This window comes from Bacillus sp. PK3-067, assembly GCF_056738645.1.
Genome location: NZ_CP096490.1, coordinates 2,186,772 through 2,207,067, shown reverse-complemented (window position 1 = coordinate 2,207,067; position 20,296 = coordinate 2,186,772). Strand labels below are relative to the sequence as shown.

General features: G+C 34.7%; 18 protein-coding genes. 4 read left to right on the top strand and 14 right to left on the bottom strand.

All coding sequences use genetic code 11. The features are described from left to right. Positions 1 to 2: 2 nt before the first annotated feature. The 6 genes from M1D73_RS11505 to M1D73_RS11480 all read right to left on the bottom strand — a co-directional run bounded on the left by M1D73_RS11505 (position 3) and on the right by M1D73_RS11480 (position 7,058). Positions 3 to 896, bottom strand: a complete 894-nt coding sequence (locus tag M1D73_RS11505) for an isochorismatase family protein (RefSeq protein ID WP_001007285.1) — start codon at positions 894 to 896, stop codon at positions 3 to 5. Between the two features lie 24 nt (positions 897 to 920). Beyond that, positions 921 to 2,537 carry a (2,3-dihydroxybenzoyl)adenylate synthase gene (locus M1D73_RS11500; protein ID WP_000960126.1) on the bottom strand — a complete coding sequence of 539 codons (1,617 nt, stop codon included), beginning with the start codon at positions 2,535 to 2,537 and terminating at the stop codon, positions 921 to 923. Positions 2,538 to 2,549: 12 nt separating this feature from the next. Next, complete coding sequence (gene dhbC / locus M1D73_RS11495) at positions 2,550 to 3,749, bottom strand: isochorismate synthase DhbC (protein WP_001002068.1); 1,200 nt, start codon at positions 3,747 to 3,749, stop codon at positions 2,550 to 2,552. A gap of 25 nt (positions 3,750 to 3,774) precedes the next feature. Continuing rightward, complete coding sequence (gene dhbA, locus M1D73_RS11490; protein WP_001048437.1) at positions 3,775 to 4,560, bottom strand: 2,3-dihydro-2,3-dihydroxybenzoate dehydrogenase; 786 nt, start codon at positions 4,558 to 4,560, stop codon at positions 3,775 to 3,777. A 627-nt stretch (positions 4,561 to 5,187) separates the two neighbouring features. After that, a complete protein-coding gene (locus tag M1D73_RS11485) occupies positions 5,188 to 6,390 on the bottom strand; it encodes an L-lactate MFS transporter (RefSeq protein ID WP_000750111.1) in 1,203 nt (400 codons plus the stop codon). Between the two features lie 350 nt (positions 6,391 to 6,740). Next, positions 6,741 to 7,058, bottom strand: coding sequence for a hypothetical protein (locus M1D73_RS11480; protein ID WP_000627304.1), 318 nt, complete (start codon positions 7,056 to 7,058; stop codon positions 6,741 to 6,743). Positions 7,059 to 7,745: 687 nt separating this feature from the next. On the opposite strand from M1D73_RS11480, the gene M1D73_RS11475 reads away from it, so the two are divergent. Next, positions 7,746 to 7,931, top strand: coding sequence for a YkvS family protein (locus tag M1D73_RS11475; protein ID WP_000646793.1), 186 nt, complete (start codon positions 7,746 to 7,748; stop codon positions 7,929 to 7,931). A gap of 58 nt (positions 7,932 to 7,989) precedes the next feature. On the opposite strand, the gene M1D73_RS11470 is transcribed toward M1D73_RS11475, so the two are convergent. Then, entirely contained in the window at positions 7,990 to 8,289 is a 300-nt protein-coding gene (locus M1D73_RS11470; protein ID WP_000214801.1) for an ArsR/SmtB family transcription factor, read from the bottom strand. A gap of 336 nt (positions 8,290 to 8,625) precedes the next feature. On the opposite strand from M1D73_RS11470, the gene M1D73_RS11465 reads away from it, so the two are divergent. Beyond that, entirely contained in the window at positions 8,626 to 8,799 is a 174-nt protein-coding gene (locus tag M1D73_RS11465) for a hypothetical protein (protein WP_001141668.1), read from the top strand. A gap of 107 nt (positions 8,800 to 8,906) precedes the next feature. On the opposite strand, the gene M1D73_RS11460 is transcribed toward M1D73_RS11465, so the two are convergent. From M1D73_RS11460 to M1D73_RS11445, 4 genes are all read right to left on the bottom strand, one after another. Then, positions 8,907 to 11,996, bottom strand: a complete 3,090-nt coding sequence (locus M1D73_RS11460) for an AAA family ATPase (RefSeq protein ID WP_121868322.1) — start codon at positions 11,994 to 11,996, stop codon at positions 8,907 to 8,909. Next, the gene (locus M1D73_RS11455) at positions 11,993 to 13,150 is read right to left on the bottom strand and encodes an exonuclease SbcCD subunit D (protein WP_000765152.1); all 1,158 of its coding nucleotides are present in this window, start codon (positions 13,148 to 13,150) and stop codon (positions 11,993 to 11,995) included. Before M1D73_RS11455 ends, M1D73_RS11460 begins: the two co-directional genes overlap by 4 nt. 15 nt (positions 13,151 to 13,165) lie before the next feature. Beyond that, positions 13,166 to 13,405: a DUF2584 family protein gene (locus tag M1D73_RS11450; RefSeq protein WP_000667342.1), complete on the bottom strand. Its 240-nt coding sequence runs from the start codon at positions 13,403 to 13,405 to the stop codon at positions 13,166 to 13,168. A gap of 184 nt (positions 13,406 to 13,589) precedes the next feature. Continuing rightward, on the bottom strand, positions 13,590 to 13,847 hold the full coding sequence (locus M1D73_RS11445) for a hypothetical protein (RefSeq protein ID WP_001119404.1): 258 nt from the start codon (positions 13,845 to 13,847) through the stop codon (positions 13,590 to 13,592). Between the two features lie 329 nt (positions 13,848 to 14,176). Between M1D73_RS11445 and M1D73_RS11440 the strand changes: the two genes are divergently transcribed. After that, positions 14,177 to 15,232: an enoyl-CoA hydratase/isomerase family protein gene (locus M1D73_RS11440; protein WP_000139777.1), complete on the top strand. Its 1,056-nt coding sequence runs from the start codon at positions 14,177 to 14,179 to the stop codon at positions 15,230 to 15,232. A gap of 251 nt (positions 15,233 to 15,483) precedes the next feature. Then, positions 15,484 to 16,116 carry a LysE family translocator gene (locus M1D73_RS11435; protein ID WP_000572360.1) on the top strand — a complete coding sequence of 211 codons (633 nt, stop codon included), beginning with the start codon at positions 15,484 to 15,486 and terminating at the stop codon, positions 16,114 to 16,116. Positions 16,117 to 16,186: 70 nt separating this feature from the next. On the opposite strand, the gene M1D73_RS11430 is transcribed toward M1D73_RS11435, so the two are convergent. The 3 genes from M1D73_RS11430 to M1D73_RS11420 are packed head-to-tail and all read right to left on the bottom strand — an operon-like array spanning position 16,187 to position 20,286. Beyond that, entirely contained in the window at positions 16,187 to 17,647 is a 1,461-nt protein-coding gene (locus M1D73_RS11430) for a CoA-acylating methylmalonate-semialdehyde dehydrogenase (RefSeq protein ID WP_000633344.1), read from the bottom strand. Positions 17,648 to 17,669: 22 nt separating this feature from the next. Further along, positions 17,670 to 18,560, bottom strand: a complete 891-nt coding sequence (locus tag M1D73_RS11425; protein ID WP_121868323.1) for an NAD(P)-dependent oxidoreductase — start codon at positions 18,558 to 18,560, stop codon at positions 17,670 to 17,672. Between the two features lie 16 nt (positions 18,561 to 18,576). Further along, positions 18,577 to 20,286, bottom strand: coding sequence for an acyl-CoA dehydrogenase family protein (locus tag M1D73_RS11420; protein ID WP_000415995.1), 1,710 nt, complete (start codon positions 20,284 to 20,286; stop codon positions 18,577 to 18,579). Positions 20,287 to 20,296 lie beyond the last annotated feature (10 nt).

Sequence of the window (20,296 nt, the reverse complement as noted above, 5' to 3'; positions counted from 1 at the left end):
TGTTACAGCACCTGTGCTGTTTGTGAAGATAGTAAACTGTACCAACCTGTAACAGTTGGACGTTCTGCTAAATCTGCAAAAGTGATTTCTTTCCCTTCACGACGCCACTTCTCTACTAAACTCATAATTCTGACCGAATCAAGCCCTCTATTTAATAAGTCCTCATCAATATCAATACTCTCTACTGGCTCACGAAGTAGTTGTGCAACTAGTTCATGCACTTCCTGTATAGTGATTCCTTCACCCTCATCACCTTTTACACTTTGTAAATCTTTTAACAGTAGGTTTGTTGATGTCGTTACTGCACATCTATTAGATGCATACTCCAATGCTTGTTTATGATGCTCTAGTGAAAAATCAGCAACTGCATCTGCTACAAAGAACGGCTCTATACCATCCATAAATGCTTCACAAGCTGTTAAAAGACAGCCAATATGCGCATAAATACCGCAAATAATGAGTTGATCTCTTCCTTGTTCATTTAAAATTTCTAATAGATTTGTCTTTTTAAATGCACTATATCTCCATTTTGTTAGGAATATATCATTTTCATCAGGAGTAAGTTCATCAACAATTTTCTTTTTATCTGGTCCAGCAGGTATACCGTCACCCCAAAAGTCTTGTAATAAACCTCGTTGTTCTAACGTTTGCCCACCAGGTTGTGCTGTATAAACAACTGGTATACCAAGTTCCTTACATTTTTCTCTTATCATTTTAATATTTGAAACAAGTTCTACTTTTGGTGATTCTTTATCGCTATATGCATCAAGAAAATATTCTTGCATGTCATGAATTAAAAGTACTGCACGTTTCGGATCTGGTGTCCAATTCACTTTATTTTTCGGTAGTTCTGATTCAATTGGCATTTTATATACTGAAATAGATGGAATAGCCATCTAATCACTTCCTTCCGGTTTTTATTATTGTTTTACTGTAATAAGTTTTTCAGCAATGACTTTACGTAGTTCTTTTTTGCTGACTTTTCCGACTCCTGTTTGCGGAAATGATTCAATAAATTCAATTCGATCTGGAATTTTATAAGCCGCTATACCACGTTCTCTTAAAAACATTTTTAATTCACTTACTGCCGGAACTTGTCCGCGAGCTATAACAAAAGCACAGGTGCGTTCACCTAAATAATCGTCAGGCATAGATACAATTGCTACGTCATGGACCGCATCGTGTGCTAATAGATGATTTTCAACTTCTTCTGCAGCAACTTTCTCACCACCGCGGTTAATTTGATCTTTATCTCTTCCTTCTACAATGATGTATCCTTGTTCATTTACTTTTACAAGATCACCTGTGCGATAAAATCCATCCTTTGTAAATGATCGTGCATTATGCTCTTCGGCTTTATAGTAACCACGAATTGTATATGGACCTCGTGTTAATAAACTACCTACTTCGCCCGGTTGTACATCGTTGTCATTTTCATCAACAACTCGTACTTCATCGAGTGCAGACATTGGTCTACCTTGTGTATGAATAATAGTTTCTTCCGGATCGTCTAATCTTGTATAGTTCACTAATCCTTCCGCCATACCGAATACTTGCTGTAACGTACATCCAAATGTAGGGCGTATACGTCTTGCTACCTCAGCACTAAACTTAGCACCACCTACTTGAATAACCTCTAGGCTCGATAAATCGGTATTACGAGAAGATGCAGCATCAAGCCAAATCATTGCTAATGGCGGAACGAGCGCTGTAATTGTAACTTTTTCTTTTTCGATAAGAGCAAATGCCTCATCTGGACTACCACCAGTTGCCAATACCACTTTTCCACCCGCATAGAAAGTTCCAAATGTCCCTGGAGAACTCATTGGGTAATTGTGTGCTACTGGAAGAACTGCCATATAGACGCTTTCTGCATTCAAATTACAAATTTTAGCGCTAACACGTAAACTATAAATATAGTCATCATGTGTTCTAGGAATTAATTTAGAAAGACCTGTTGTGCCTCCTGATAATTGGAGAAACGCAACATCACTTGGCTGAACTTCTGGTAATGAGACGGGATCCATATACAGATCATTTATGTTCACAAACTCTTCTTCTTCTCCCACTACAATTACATGTTGTAAATTTGGCACTTTCTCTTTCACTTCTCTTGCTAGTTTTCGATAATCAAAACCGAGAGCCTTATCTGAAATAACGTAAGCGCTCGCCTCGCCAAAATCACAAAAATAACTAATTTCACTGCTTCGATGTGACGGCAGTGCAAAGACAGGAAGCGCTCCAATTCGAAATAGTGCAAAACATATTTCGAAAAACTCGATAATGTTAGGTAACTGGATTACAACTCTGTCCTCTTTCTTTATTCCTAAATTCAGTAAACCTGCTGCTAAACGATCTACCTTTTTATTAAGTTCACTATATGTTATATGCTTCTTACCACTTACAACCGCGATTTGATCTCCATATTTCTCAGCCCGCTCTCTTAACACTCCTCCAAATGTTTCACCAAGCCAACATCCTTCTTCTCGGTAACGATCGGCAAATTCTTTTGGCCATTCTGTATAACCTACTAGCATTCTTTCTTCCCCCTATTTTTCATTAAGTGAACTATCTCTTAACCCTAAAGCTTTTAGCATTGTTTGGAACTTAGCTGATGTTTCTGCTAACTCATCTTCTGGTTTTGACTCAGCAACAACTCCAGCTCCTGCATATAAACGCAGTGTATTTTCTTGTACTTCAGCACAACGAATTGTAACAATCCATTCTCCATCTCCATTTAAATCGCTCCATCCTAGCATTCCTGTAAAGAACTCGCGGTCAAATGGCTCAATATGCTGTATAGCCTCTCTTGCTTTTTCCATCGGAGTTCCGCAAACTGCTGGCGTAGGATGAAGGGCAATTGCTAATTGTAAAGAAGAAGTATTTGGATCCTTCAGTTCACCTTTCACTTCTGTAGACAAATGCCACATCGCTTCACTATGAATAACTGATGGCTTTTCTGGAACATGTAATGTATGACAATACGGACGAAGTGCAGCGGCAACCGCTTCCACTACTACCGCATGTTCATGTAAATCTTTTGGAGAAGAAAGTAATTCCTCTGCTCTTCTTTTATCTTCTACTGGGTCCTCACTACGTGGCCTTGAACCAGCTAACGGGTTAGAAATAACTTGCATACCATTACGTGAAACAAGTAATTCAGGACTTGCTCCAATTAGCGTCTTACTGTTCTCTTTTTCATCTTTCGGTAAATTCACAGCAAATGTATAACCATGCTTATTATGCTCTGCTAATTCTCGCAGAAGTTTTTGCTTATCAATCTTTTCCGAAGATTTAACATCTAACGATCTAGATAGAACGATTTTCTTTAAATCACCGTCCTGTATTTTTTTAATTCCTTGCTTCACACCATTCATATAAACTTCAGGGTCTGGCATTGGCGTCATTTCAAATGTTACGTTCTCATTTGTTTCAAGCTGATTTGTTGTATCCAATTGTAAACGCTCAGAAATCCTACTATATTCTGGTACGATAAGTTGGACTTCTTTTCTACGATCGAATGGCAAAGCACCCACAACGATAGGATTTGGATTTCCAGCTTGTTTCGCATTACTTAATGTCGCTTGCACAAGCTCTGGGAAATTTTCAATTTCACGATGCTTTACTGTAGTAAACTCTCCTTCTGCTAATATCGTTCGAGTTGGTGAAGCAAAAAAGAATGAAGATTCAGTCTTATAATCTTCTAAAAGTTTTTCTGACAATTCCTTTACAGCTATATGTTCATTCATAATATAATAACCTCCTGAATTTTGATTAAACTCCTAACGTAGCACCGCCATCGACACATAAATTGTGCATTGTAATATGACTTGCTCTATCTGAGGCTAAAAATAACACGGCTTCAGCAACTTCTGAAGGTTGTGCAATTTTTTGTAATGGAATTCCGAGTCTATATGTATTTTGAGAACCAGCAATTATATTTTTAGCTCCATTCTCATCAGCCCATAGTAATCTTTGCATCTCAGTTTCAGTAGAACCTGGAGAAACTAAGTTGCAGCGTATATTGTATGCCGCAAGCTCTAGTCCTAAACATTTCATAAACATCGTCGTTGCAGCCTTTGACGCAGCATACGCAGCCATCTCCATTCTCGGCGTATTTGCCGCATTTGAACCGACTGTAACAATTGCCCCTGATTTTCTTAACATCATATTTTTACTTACCGCTCGGGACATATTGAAAACCCCTGTAGTATTTACAGAGAATGTTTTATTCCAATCTTCATCACTTAACGAATGAATTGGTCCCATACGTAAAACCCCTGCAACATTTATTAAAATATCTATTGGCGCTATTTCATTTGCAATATGATTTACCATGTCTTCAACAGCAGCGCTATTACTCACATCTAAACGAAACGTTTTCATACGTGTTTTATTTAATTCATTTTGATTTAAGAGTACATTTAACCCCTCTTCATTTTGATCAACCGCAATAACTGTGGCTCCTCTTTCTAAAAACATTTTGGCAACAACACTGCCTATGCCTTGTGCTGCACCTGTTACTAAAACTGTTTGCCCATCAAATTCCCCTAAGTTCATTTTCTCTATCCTTTCACATAAACATTAATTTCATTAAGTAACATAAATGATATTGATTTTCATTATCAGTCGTGTTGTAAAAAATAATACACTTACTAAACTAATTGGTCAAGTGCGCATTACTTTAAAATCCATTTTATTGATAATGTTTTTCATTTACTATCTTACACCGAAATGATAATGTTTCTCAATAAACTTGTCAATCTTTTTTTATTTTTCAGATAAAGTATTTTAATGCTTCTTAATAAAATCATACCTAAACGCATTAAATGTACTTATATTATAAATAAAATTCAAACTCCTCTTTTTAAAATTGAAGAAGATAAACTAGAGATACGTTCATTTACAATGCTTTATGAAAAACTCAAGTATATATTTTCTCAATATTTTTCTGAAAATATATCTTACAAATACTAATGAATGTCTTCTTTATCATTTAAGATTTAATATATATTTCGAATATGATGTATCAATTTATTATATTCCAAATGGGTATTCCACTCACTTTTACATCTATAAAAATCACAAAAGTAATTTAACCTTGTTAAAATAACTCATAAAAAAGCATCCTAATTAATAGAATAGGATGCTTTTTCGTAATCATAGTGTTATAGAAGATTTGTATACTTATGCTACGCTGCGATACTCTTCTTCTTGTTCTTTTTTCTGTTTAGGTGCTTGAATTAAAATTGCGATAATGAATGACACGACACATAATACACCGATCACCATGAACGTTGGTTTGAATCCACCTAGAAGTGCACCGATAAAGGAACCTGCAAGCGCCCCAAATCCAAATCCTTGATACACAATTCCGTAGTTCTTACTATGGTTTTTCATACCGAAGAAATCACCAACAATAGCTGGGAAAATAGTGATATTTCCACCAAAGCAAAACGCTACACTTGCTACACATACGAAGTAAATACCATAATTTAAATCTACAAAACTTAGAACTAAGACTGAACTCGCCATAACAACAAAAGTACCAGTAACGATTTTTAAACGCCCAATTTTATCCGATAACGGTCCTAAAATGATACGACCTAATGTATTGAAGATTGCAACCATAGCCACCGCATTAGCTGCTGTTGCTGCGCTAAGTCCTACAAGTTGAACACCAATGTCTTTTACCATACCAATTAAGTATAAGCCACTCATACATGATGTAAATAACATGATAAATAATAAGTATACTTGTTTTGTGCCTAACATTTCTTTCGTTGTGTATTCCTTAGTTTTTGTTTCATGAACTGCTCCTTGATCTGCAGCTTGATGGATTAAACAAGCACCAATTACAATCATAGCTGTAACAATTAAACCCCAGTATATAAATGCTTGCGATACACCAACTGATTCAATCAACTGTGCGTTAACGTATTTAAAGATTAAGCTACCTGAACCATATGCAGAGACAGAAATACCAGCAATTAAACCTTTACGCTCTGGAAACCACTTTATTAAATTTGATAGTGAAGTGATATATGCTGTACCATCTGCATAACCTACAACAACTCCTGCTAGTACATAAAGCAATATTAATGAAGAAGCTTGTGAACTAAGTATTAACCCTAGTCCTAATGCTAATCCAGCTATCATAATAAGTTTACGAAGTCCCCATTTTTCTTGCAATTTACTCGCAAATAAAGTTGAAAATGCTAAAGAAAGACTAGTAATTGAGAAAGTTATCGCAACAGCGTTAAGACTCCAACCGTATTTACTAACTAAAGGCTGATTGAATAAACTCCATGTATATATCGTCCCAAGCCCCATTTGTACTATAACTGTGCCAAGGACAACAAACCATGGATTAACAGTTGATTTTTTCATACCTTTCCGCCTCCTCTTTCTATTTCAATGCTATTCGCTAAATTTACTTTTTTTATGTTCATTTTGGTCACCTCTTTTGATTTGACACCTTCATTGTATAAGATGTTTTCGTTCATGTAAGCACTTACAAGACAGAGCGTCAAAAACGTAGAATCAGTTACAAAAAACGAAGGATGAAATACAAAAACTACTTATTAAATACGTAACAGTTATTTAATAAGTAGTTTTTGTATAAGCTCGATTTACATTTGTTTTTGAACCCTTTTTTAAAAAGTGAAACAATAAAACCGTCTCTTTACTATTTATTAAAGAGACGGTTTTATTAGGTCAATTCATAAGCCTGACTTTTTTTATACGTTTATAATTGTTTCTTCAAATGTAACAATTGGCTCTACAAATTCCATCATAATGAAAGCATTTTTAATACGTCTTGTTAAAACTTCTTTTAATTCTGCACACATTTGTTCTGTAAGTGATTTTACAAATACAAAGTTATGATAATAAATCACACTCTTCTCTTTACTTAATGGGTTTAAAAACATCCCTTCTTTTGTAACGAGAGCATTAGAATGCCCCGATAAAGTTGAAAGAAACGTCTCTAAAATTTTTATTTCTCTTTTTGAAAACGATTCTTCACAAACTACTTTAATATTCATTTCTGTTATCATTTATATATTCCCCCAACCATTTTTTCACAAGGGGATACTATAATACTATTAAATTTTCACAAGACTCCCCTTGTCGTTCATAAAATTCACCAGAAAACTAAGTTGACTAACTTGTTTTTTCCCTTTATTCATATAAATCTCTCCTTTCGTATATATTACTTCTCCATTTGTAATTGATTACCTTTTTATATTAAAGTTTTTCTATGTTTTTAATTGGAATTTTACCAATTAGAGATCTTATTAATAAACGTATATTTTTCTTATACTCCTGAAAAAAACTTTACTTATCTACTTTACGTTTTGTGCTACATAGTGTCTGTTTTTTGAATAATTTGTTTCTCTGCAGTATTTACATAGAAATATTGTTTCGCTAATGCTGAAAACAATTTACTTTGCTTATAATAAAGTGAAACTTTAATCAACCCTCACCAATCGGGCTTTTATGGGCAGCAGGGCCCCCACCTAACTTCTTTGCTTCCACTGAATTTTGAGGTGGGGGTCTTACTGCCCAGCAAATAGCGGGATAAACTTAAATAAAATATAACTTTTAACATAAGAGTACTTTATACTCTTCTATTAGAGAACAAATTTTTTCCCAATAAATAAAACTAAATATTCACTAATATATCTATCCGTGGTTTAATATATATAATAAAAAAATATTTCTGTCTTTAATGAGGAGGTACTATGAAAGCAAACGTAGGGGATACTATACTTTTTCAACGAAATAATTTAAAGATTACAGGATCTGTATTAAAACTTTATACTGAATCGGTCTTAGTTGAAATTACAAATGTAAGCGGTGGTACTTTTGAATTTGATCGAACAATTGTAAATCATAAAAACTATAAAGTTTTAAATACAAATACATAAAACAACACAAAATAGCCCCTGCTCAACAGCAGGGGCTATTTTATATAAAAATATTTCACTAGTTTATATACCCTAAAACATTAACAATCTTACTCGCTTTTAAATTGTTAATATGATAATAAATTTCTAAACCTCTTCTCTCTGCTCGTAACACTTTACCCTTCATTTTTGATAAATGTTGTGAAACAGTAGATTGCGGAATATTCAGTAACTCTGTTAATTGTGTTACATTACAAGTTTTTCTCGTACTTAATTCATTTACAATTTGCAGTCTGATTGGATGCGCCATAATTTTTAAAATATCTACATCTTCTTCTGAAACTAAAGTTTTTCTCATTTCACTCGTATATGTTGTCATAAGACATTCCCCTTTTATATGAATTCCATATTCATAAGATCTATTTCCAAATTTTTTAAAACCCTTGATTAAAACTTTCATATAGAAATAAAAGGATTTTAAATTTTTGAAAACAGAACTTACATTTACTTTATTTATTTATTTGGTACATATACATAATACAATGTTAATATGTGCTCTATGTGAAGTTCACATAAATTTGTGATGAAGATTTACTTAGCCACTCGCATCCTACTCATCTAATTACCCACTGCATAAAATCATCAGTTATTTTAACACATTTTAGGCGTTTGTATATACTATTTATAAAACAACTTTTATAAAGGGAGGATTCATATGCCTACAGCGTTACAAGAAGAAGTCGAAGAAGCACGGGAAACATATGTCAGTCGTATCATCTTAGTTGGAGGATCGACTTTATTTTTAGTAGGCGGGGTTATCTCAGCAATTTCAGCTTTTAAAGCTTATAATCGTTTGGAGAATACGCCGCCTTCTACAGATAATTCATAGATATTTTATAAAATAAAACGTCGCCTCCAATATGAAGAGACGACGTTTTATTATTCATACATATGACACTAAAAGTATCGGTAGATTCCCTACTCCATTTTTTAAGCTTACTTCACCACAAACCGCGTCTGACTACACCCATCCTTCTGCTTCGTTACTTCTAATACAGCCGGCATTGCGTTTTTCAGCTCTTGTACGTGTGAAATGACACCGATAAATCGACCTGATTTTTGTAAGTCAATTAAGGCGTCTACTGCTTTCGTTAATGATTCTTCATCTAATGAACCGAACCCTTCATCGATGAACATCGTTTCGATGGAAATACCACCTTCATATGCTTGAATGACATCTGCCATTCCTAGCGCTAAGCAAAGTGATGCATTAAATTTCTCTCCGCCGGATAATGTTTTTACATCGCGCGTTTGGCCAGTGTATGCATCGTACACATCTAAGCCTAATCCACTTTGACGATTTCTCTTTTCAACTCGTTCACTTCGTTTTAAATAAAATTGTCCGTTTGATAATTTACGTAATCGTTCGTTTGCAATTTGAACAATTTGTTCTAAATACTCAATTAAGATGTAACGTTCAAATGATATACGGCTCTCGTTATCACCTTTCATTACTTCATATAAGTCAACAAGTTCTTGGAAGGCTTTTTCTTCCTCATGAATTTGCTCATCAATACGTCTAATGTTTTCATGTAAATCAGAAATATATGTTACCGCATTTTGCGCACGTTGACGTTTTTCTTTAATGATATCGAGATTAATTTGTAATTCTGTTATGTGTTCACCTAACGCTGTAATATCCATATACTCTTTATCTTTTAATTCAGCTTGTAACTCTTCAATTTGTTTTGCAAGCACTTCAAGCGATGAATAATAACCTTGAATTTCTTTTTGTAACATTTCCATCTCGTGATCGCTTAATTTGGCTTCTTTATACGTGAATTCGTCTGTAAACCCGCTTTGTTCTAGCTCTTTCATAAAGCGTGCGAAAGTCTCTTCTTTCTTTAATTTTGCACTTTCAAATTGATTAGAAGCACCTTTTTGTTCTGCTTGAATACGTATATTTTCATTTTGCCAATGCTGATACGCTTCCTGCACTTTCTTCCATTCGTCCTCCATTAACCTAAGTTCCTGCATAGCTTGGTCAAACTGTGCTTTCCAGGCTTGTACTGTTTGTAAGTTTTCTGGAATATTTCGTTTATCATGTTCATATGACGTACGAAGTTGCATACACTCCATTTCTGTACGGTGCTGCATTGTTTCCACTTCTCGTTTTTGTTTCTGAAGTTCTTCTATTTTTTCTTCTACGCTTTTCATGTTCGCAGCAATCTGCTTACGTGTTTCTTCACTTGCTTTTAACGTATTAACGTCTGCAGCTAATTGTTTTCCTTTTTGAACAAGTGCACTATATGTTTCAGCTAATTTTTCCGAGTTGTAGCCGCGCTTCACAACTTCTTCTATCACTTGTTCATATTGTAGTCGATAGAAATTCCATTTCTCCTCTACTTGCACATGTAATTTTTCAGCAATGTTCTTCTTATCTCTTAAATCGTTTAACTCTTTTTCATCGATCGCATTACTTTGCTCTGTAGCTTTTTGCGGATGATTCGTACTACCACATACCGGACAAGATTCACCGTCATGTAAATGAAGAGCTAATATACCAGCTTGTTCACTTAACCAGCGGCGCTCCATGTTTTCATATGCACGAACTGCCACTTGCATTTTATTATTTGCCGCTTCTTTTTCTTGCTCGAATTTTTGTTTTTCTTGCCAAACATCATATGCTTGCTTTAAAACTTTTGCATCTTCTCGCATATTCGTTAGTTCTTCTACTTTAGCTACATATTGCTCAAGTGCTTGTTCTAATTGCTGCAATTCATCAGACATTCTCTGCTTTTTGTTTGTATGCTCTTCTAGTTGTTGATCTAACTTTTGCATACTTTCTTTTAATTTCCCTATTTGGATTTCGGTATTTTGTAAATTCAGCTTTCTCTCAGCTAATGATTCAATAATCGCTTGTAACTCTTCTAATCTTTGAACAAGTTTTTTAGCCTCTTCTCGCTCAGCTTCTTTATTCTTTACTACTTCATACTTCTCCTGAGCAAGTTCAAAGCTATTCATTATCTGTTCTTGTTTGACGCTTATCTGTTTTAACAAACTTTCAGCTTTCTGCTCATTTTCCATCGCTTCTTCATACCATTGTTCAAATGGTAATAAGCGCTTTGCTTGTTCCGCACGTTTAAAGGATTTTTCTTTCCTTTCAATTGCTGCACGGTTCTCTTGTAAAGTGTTATATTTCTCATTCTTTTGTTGTAAATCTATAAATTTCTCATTTACAGATTTTGCTGCATGAAAACGTGTTTCTGCATCCTTTAATTGCTTCGTTTGAACATCTTGTTCTACTTGTAATTGCTCAACCTCTGCCTTATACACGGTTGTTTCTTGTTCTAACGCTTCTACTACTTGATGCGTATTTACATGTTCTTGTGCCACTAATGTCTCTAATAATGCTCCATCACGGATTGGTAATTTAAAAACATTACGGAAATAGAGCTCTCTCTCTTTTTGTTTTTCTTGCAAGACATCTTTCCATTGTTTTCTCTTTTGATCAAGTAACTCACGCATTAATTTATAACGATCCGTTTTAAAAATACGACGTAAAATCTCTTCTTTGTTTTCCGTCTCAGATGTTAATAGTTTTCGGAATTCCCCTTGGGGTAACATAACAATTTGGCTAAATTGATGTTTACTTAACCCAATTAAATCTTCCACTTTTTTGTTTACGTCTGTTACATGAAAACGATCGACGGCTGGAACGTTTTCTCCATCAATAACTTCATATAATTCTACTGCATGTCCTGTAATGGTCTTATTCCCTTGTTTTTTATGTCCAAGTTGTCGTTTTATTTCATAGCGTTTCCCTTTTAACTGAAAGGTTAATTCAACACTTGTATAAACATTATCATCAGCAAATTGACTTCGAAGCATGCTCGTATCACTACGTTCTTCTCCACTAGCCTCACCATATAACACATAACAAATCGCATCAAAAATCGTTGTTTTTCCAGCTCCCGTATTCCCAGAAATAGCGAAAATACGATGTTGTCCAAGATCTTCAAAATCGATTACTTCTTTCTGTTTATATGGCCCGAATGCTGTCATAATAAGCTGAATCGGTCTCATCCTCGTTCACCTTCCCGTTCTTGCACTGTTTGTAATACATCTATAAATAGGCGTTCTTTCTCTTCTGATAAATCTAACCCTTTCATTTCTTTATAGAAAGCCTTTAAAAGAGATAAATCATCCGTTTTATGTCTTGAAACCGTTACTTCATTTGTATCTGTGAGTTCTCGCCTTTGCATCGCTCTTTCAACGTGCATTGCATTTGGATATACAGATCGTATTTTCTCCATTGGCTGTAAGACAGGGTTTTCGTCTAATAATCTTACAAATACGTAATCTTCACTTACTGGGTGCTGTAATAATTCATCTATTTTCGCTTCTACTGTTCGCATTTTACGACGTGGTGAAAGTAACCTTTTTTCAATTGCTACTTCACCAGTTTCATTCAGTTCTACAATGTAATAACCTTTTTTATGTTTCTCTTCAGAAATTGAATAGGCAAGTGGTGAACCTGAATATCTAATGGTCTCATTACGTACGAAATGCGCTTGATGTAAATGTCCAAGCGCTGTGTAATGAAACTTATCAAAATAATGACTATTTACATATTCAGCACCACCAATTGAAAGTGGTCGTTCTGCATCACTTGTATTCTCCTCCGCTTCTCCTGAAGAAGTTACAAATGCATGTCCAACAAATACATGTCTAGCTTCTTTATCCATCGTTTCAGAGAGCTCATTCATAAAAATGCGCATCGCATCATCATGAGAACGTACGTCTTCATTTTTCAACACGTGTCTAACTATACTTGGGTCTGCATACGGTATTAGATGGAAGTGAACCTCTCCATATTCATCATTTAGTACAACAGGTTCGTACGGGAATTGAAATTGACCTGCAATATGTAATCCTTGTTTTTTCATTAAACTACTTCCAAAATGGATACGATCCGGACTATCATGATTACCAGCTACTGCAATAACTGGTGTTTGTAAATCAATAACTATTTTTTGCAGCACATCATTTAATAAGTCTACTGCTTCTGTAGGTGGAATTGCTCGGTCATATAAATCCCCTGCAATAATTACAGCATCTGGTTTTTCTTCTTCAACAGCCTGTACAAACTGATCTAATACAATCTTTTGGTCTTCAGTCATATACACGCCATGAACAAGCTTTCCTAAATGCCAATCCGCTGTATGAAATAACTTCATATTTTTCTACTCCTTTTAATTTACTGATTTTAGTGAAACGAGTTGATAGTTTATTGTAGTTTTTCCGTTCTCCCACTCTAGTTTCAATATCGTTGCACTTCCAATTCTTTCTTCATTTGATTTATATAAAGGCAATATTTCTTTAATTGTAAATAAGTGGTAACCATCCAATATTAATTGAAATATATTTTCTTCAATATGTAATCTTACTTCTTTTTCATTTGAAATAATTTTTGTGTGCATCTCAAATTTCATGATAGATACAACCCCTTTTTATAATCTCTACATTTTAATAGTATAGTGGCTATGCAAGATTGACAAGTACATACACAGCAAAGTACACACTTTTCTATTGTTATATGCTTTATGTATTTTATATAAAATACGGTATGTGAAATTTTACATTTCCCCCAAAATAAAAATGCCTATTGTGACATCTTTATTTTTGTATAAAGTCTTTCATTACATAATATAAAACGGTAATTAAGACGATTGCGACGAAAAATGAGAACACTGCGACAATGTAGCCATCTTTATTTAATAAAATACAGAATGAAATAGATATTATAAAAATCGGAAATACGAGACGTACTTTATCCTTCACTTCTTCTGTCGTATCTGTATGATGAAAATACTGCGTTATTCCTATCATTAAAAAAGACAAAATAATAACCGACAATAGTAAAGGTCCTGGCATTCCGATTTCTCCTTTCTCTATTTCTAATTCAATGTAAAATTTTTTATTACAATTGTACGATTTATTTTTTCTTCAAACACACTTTTAGAATTGATAATGAACATTTCACACCTATATAATAGCGCTTTTATCATTATAACTTCAAATAATTACACTTACAGTAATGTTGTAATATTCCCCCTCAGTCTCTGAAATCCTGCAAAGATAACTCGTCAAAATATGCAGTGACCAAATTAATATTTACCGTCAACTTTTGACAAAATTTATAAAGGACATTTCAGTACATATCAAGAATTAAGAATAAGAAGATATGTAAGGGAGGATGCATTATGACTGAACAAGTTTTATTTTCTGTTAGTGAAAACGGCGTTGCGACAATTACTTTAAACCGTCCAAAAGCACTTAATTCTTTATCTTATGACATGTTACAACCTATCGGACAAAAACTTAAAGAGTGGGAACACGATGAGCGTATTGCACTTATCGTGTTAAAAGGAGCTGGCACAAAAGGTTTTTGTGCAGGTGGCGACATTAAAACTCTTTATGAAGCGCGTTCCAATGAAGTGGCATTGCAACATGCAGAACGTTTTTTTGAAGAAGAGTATGAAATTGATACATATATTTATCAATATACAAAACCGATTATTGCTTGTTTAGATGGAATTGTAATGGGCGGTGGTGTCGGTCTTACAAATGGTGCGAAGTATCGCATTGTAACTGAGCGTACGAAATGGGCAATGCCAGAGATGAATATCGGCTTCTTCCCAGACGTCGGAGCTGCATATTTCTTAAATAAAGCGCCTGGATATACAGGACGATTCGTTGCTTTAACAGCATCTATTTTAAAAGCTTCTGACGTATTATTTATTAATGCTGCAGATTACTTTATGACATCTGATTCATTACCAGAGTTTCTTACTGAACTTGAAAGTGTAAATTGGCATAAAGAAGATGATGTACATACTAATTTAAAAGAAGTTATTCGTACATTTGCAACTGCTCCAAACTTAGAAAGCGAGCTCGCTCCTTCATTAGAAGTAATCAATTCACATTTTGCTTTCGATACAATTGAAGAAATCATCCATTCATTGGAGAAAGATGAAAGTTCCTTTGCTCTAAAAACGAAAGAAACACTGTTATCAAAATCCCCTATTTCACTAAAAGTAACATTAAAACAGTTTATTGATGGACAAGATAAATCCGTTGAAGAATGTTTCGCTACGGACCTTATACTTGCTAAAAACTTCATGAGACATGAAGATTTCTTCGAAGGAGTACGCTCCGTTGTCGTTGATAAAGATCAAAATCCGAATTATAAATATAAACAGTTAAGTGACGTTTCAGAAGAAGATGTGAATCGTTTCTTTAACTTACTTAATGCATAAAATGAAATTGTCATGAGGGGATATTTTGTTCATCCCCCACCTAACTTCTTTGCTTCAGCTAAATCTTGTGCGGTGAAAATCTTACTACCCGCAAATAGCGGTATAAAATCGAGGCTATATAGTAGTGTAATTACAGCTACTATATAGCCTTTTTATTTAATTATTTTTAATAAAATTTAATTTTATTAAATCCATTTTTGTGCTACACTGATTTTAATCAAATATTCTAAAAATAAAAAGGAGGGGCGGCTATGATAGAAAATTATCTTCTTTTCATCATTATGTCTATTTGCCTTATCATTTTACCTGGTCCAGATACAGCAATGGCTACGAAAAATACATTGGTTGCTGGTAAAGTCGGTGGAGTGAAAACAGTGTTTGGTACATGTATTGCACTATTAATTCATACTTTAGCTGCTGTAATTGGTCTTTCTGCACTTATTGTAAAGTCAGCTCTTTTATTTTCTATTTTCAAGTACGTTGGGGCTCTCTATTTAATATATATCGGTATTAAAGCCCTTTTAGCAGTAAGAAACAAAGAAAACTTAGATACAAATGATCTATCTTTGAATAATGAAAACGAACATACTTCTTGCTTTCGCCAAGGATTTCTTACAAATTTATTAAATCCTAAAGTAGCAGTCTTCTTTTTAACTTTTTTACCACAATTTTTAAATCCAAATCATAATACATTTATTCAACTTCTTGTAATGGGCCTTACTTACCTCGTTTTAACAGTCATTTGGTTTGCATTTTATATATTTTTAATTGATAAAATTAGTGCTTTTATGAAAAAACCGAAGACGCAACGTTATATTCAAGGGCTAACAGGAGTCGTCCTAATTGGATTTGGTATTAAACTAGCTTTTGAAAAAAATAATTAACAAGACGAAAACCACCACTATTAATAGTGGTGGTTTTCATCTAATAACTGATTTGGTTGTTTACTCTATATTAAAACCAGCGCTCAGTTACAACTTTTTTACGTGTATAGAATTGAACGCCATCTGTACCATTTGTACCTAAATCACCAAAGAATGAAGCTTTATTTCCTGCAAATGCGAAGAATGCCATTGGTGCTGGAACGTTTACGTTTACACCAATCATACCAGCATCGATATTATCACGGAATGTTTGTGCATGTTTACCATTTGACGTATAAATAACCGCACCATTTGCAAATTTAGATTGATTTGTTAGTTTAATACCTTCTTCTAAATCTTTAACACGTACAATACTTAATACTGGAGCAAAAATTTCATCTTGCCAAATTTTCATTTCTTGATTCACGCCATCAAAGATTGTCGCACCTACAAAGTAACCTTCTCCAACTTCTTCATTAATTTTACGGCCATCTACTAATAAAGTTGCCCCATCTGCTACACCGCTATTAATATAGCCTAAAACGCGCTCTTTATGAGATTCACGGATTAATGGTCCAACATAGTTATCTTCGTTAAAGCCATCGCCTACTTTTAATTTTTTCGTTTCTGCTACTAATACATCAATAAATTCATCAGCAATTTCATCCACTACTGCTACTACTGAGCATGCCATGCAGCGCTCTCCACTACTTGCAAATGCAGATCCAATTACACCTTGTACTGTTTTCTCAAGATTGCAATCTGGCATTACAATCGCATGGTTTTTCGCACCTGCTAATGCTTGTACACGTTTTCCGTGTTTCGTACCTGTTTCATATACGTAACGAGCTACCGGCTCAGAGCCAACGAACGAAACAGCCTGAATATCTTTATTTTCTAAAATGCTATTTACAACATCTTTTCCGCCTTGCACTAAATTTAATACGCCTTTTGGGAAACCTGCTTCATAGAATAATTCTACAAGTCGCTCCGCTAAAAGTGGCGTTCTTTCAGATGTTTTTAATACGAATGTATTACCGCAAGCAATTGCAAGTGGGAACATCCATAACGGAATCATCATCGGGAAGTTAAACGGTGTAATACCAGCAACAACTCCGATTGGGTAGCGCCAAATCGATCCATCAATTCCGCTAGCGATATTCGGAAGTGCTTGACCCATCATTAAATTTGGCGTAGATGTTGCAAGTTCTACCGCTTCAATACCACGCTGTACTTCACCTGTTGCATCCGTTAGCGTCTTACCATTTTCTAGCGTAATGATTTTTGCAAGCTCATCTTTGTTTTCTTGTAATAGCTGTAAATATTTATATAAATTTCTTGAACGATTTGGAACTGGTACTTTAGACCATGTTTCGAATGCTGCTTTTGCCGCTTCAACAGCTTTTTCAACATCTTCTTTTGGAGATAGTGGAACGTAAGCGATAATTTTTCCAGTCGCTGGATTTGGAACTGCTTCTACTTCCGTACCTGTCGATTCAACCCACTCACCGTTAATGTGATTTTTTACTCGTTTAATTTCAGTTGTAATCATTGCATTCTCTCCTTTGTATAATTTATTTTTGATTAGAAATTAATTGCTCGCTAACTTTCTTATATAAAGCAGCCATATCGTTTTCACCATATCCAGCTTGACTCGCTTCGTCATATACGTTTAATAACATTTCGCTTACCGGTAAATGGAGTTCGCTTTCCTTAGCTAAGTCAACTGCAAATCCTAAATCTTTCTTCAATAAGTTCACAGTAAATCCTGGCTCGTAGTTTTCAGGTGCTATAAAACTTTTATAATTACGTTCATAAATTCTACTTTGACCGTAACTTACATTTAAAATATCAAACATTTTATCTAAATCCATATTATTCTTTTTCGCTAATGTTAAAGCTTCACTCACACCAGCTGTATAAAAACCAATTAATAAGTTATTAATTAACTTAACAGTTGTACCACTATCAATCTGCTCACTAACGTGGAAAATGTTCGCGCCTAGTACGCCCATGATAGATTCCGTTTTCTCATATACGTCTTTCGATCCACCAACCATAAACGTTAATGTACGGTTTTCGGCTCCTATTACACCACCGCTCACAGGTGCTGCTAAAAAGTCTACTTTCTTTTCCTTTGCAGCTTCCTCTAACTGTTTGTTTAACTGCGGCGATACCGTACTTGTATCAATGAAAACTACATTCGAGTGACCATTTTCAAATAATCCTTCTGCTCCAAAATATACCGCTTCAACAGCGCGAGGTGAAGGTAAACTTGTAAAAACTACATCACATGTTTCTGCTAGTTTTGAGATTGATAGACCGATAATTCCGCCTTCTTTTTCAAAAGACGCTTCCACCTCTTTATTTAAGTCCACGCCATATACTGTGTAACCTGATTTAACTAGATTTTTTGACATTGGAAGGCCCATGTTACCTAAACCGATAAAACCAATCTTTTTCATATCGCTTTCCTCCTATTTACACAATATATTTCCCGCGATTTATAATAGCTTTCGCAATTTCTCTCTTCTTCGTAAATACGTTCGTGTATAAAGGCACTAATAATTGACGGATTTCAGCTAAAATCACATGTCTATCTTGTTCTTCTGTGACAGCCGCTGAAAGTACAGAAATCGCCGCTTCTTCTACTTTACGGTATCCTTCTTCACAAATAACATCCGTTATTAATTGCTTCGTACGTTCTTTTTCCTCACCATTTTTACTTACCGCTTTTCTCGTACGTAAAAACGCTGATTCCATGACGTACACGTCCGTCAACATATTTGAAATTACACGTGAATATTCTTGTTCTTGGTCAATTTTTAGGCCTGGAGTTTTAGAGAGCGTTTTCAAAGATTGTTTCAACAATTTTTTCGCTAATAAAATGTAACGATGGTTTCTTTCTACATTTGCTACATCACTTTCTACTTCAGTATCTTCTAATTGTTCGATTTGCTTCATTAACATTTTGGCAACTGTTAATCTATTAATTTCGTTCGTTCCTTCAAAAATACGACTAATTCTAGCATCACGATATAATCGTTCTACCTCATACTCTTGCATATAACCGTAACCACCATGAATTTGTACAGCTTCATCTACGATATAAGCAAGTGTTTCAGAAGCATTTACTTTATTCAGTGCACATTCAATTGCAAATTGGGACATTTTCTTCATAAGATCTTCATCGCTCTCATGAATTGCTTCATCGATTACACCTGCCGTACGATAAGCTGCACTTTCGGCTCCATATGTAGCAATGATCATATTTGCAATTTTCTCTTGAATCATCGTAAAGTCTACTAATTCCGTTTGGAACTGTTTTCGCTCTTTTCCATATTGAACCGACAAACCAATTGCTTGTTTTGCTGTTCCAATATTTCCAAAAGCAAGTTTAAGTCTAGCAAAGTTAAGAATATTAAGGGCTACGTGATGCCCTTTCCCAACTTCCCCTAAAACATTTTCAGCAGGGATGACAACATCTTCTAAAATAAGAGTCGCTGTTGAAGAACCTTTAATCCCCATTTTCTTTTCTTCTAATCCAATAGATACACCTTCACATGTTCTTTCGACAATAAACGCTGTCATTCCTTTATTTGTCTTCGCAAAAACAACGTATACATCTGCCATATGAGCATTTGTAATCCATTGCTTCTCACCATTTAACTTCCAAGCTGTTCCCTCTTCATTCAATACGGCGCTTGTTTTTGCACTTAATGCATCCGAACCAGCATTTGGCTCTGTTAAAGCATAAGCCCCAATCCATTCTCCCGATGCGATTTTCGGTAAATATTTTTCTTTTTGCTCTTTCGTTCCATAATATATGTAAGGCAATGTACCGACACCAGCGTGTATATTAAAAGAAACGCTAAACGCACCAGCGTAACCCATTTTCTCTGCTACAAGACCTGAGACAGCCTTTCCTAACTCGAACCCGCCATAATCTTCTGGTACCTCAATGCCTAATAATCCAAGTTCCCCAGCTTTCTCAAATAATTGACGAGAAACTTTATAGTTATGTTGTTCAATATTCTCCATTTGTGGAACAATTTCTTGTTTAACGAATTGTTCTGTCGTTTTTGCGATTAAATCTTCATCACCTGAAAAATCTTCTGGTGTAAAGTAAGTATGATTTATATCTTTATTAAGTGAAAAGAATTCATCCCATGGTAACTTCGTTTTCTCCATATGTATCCCC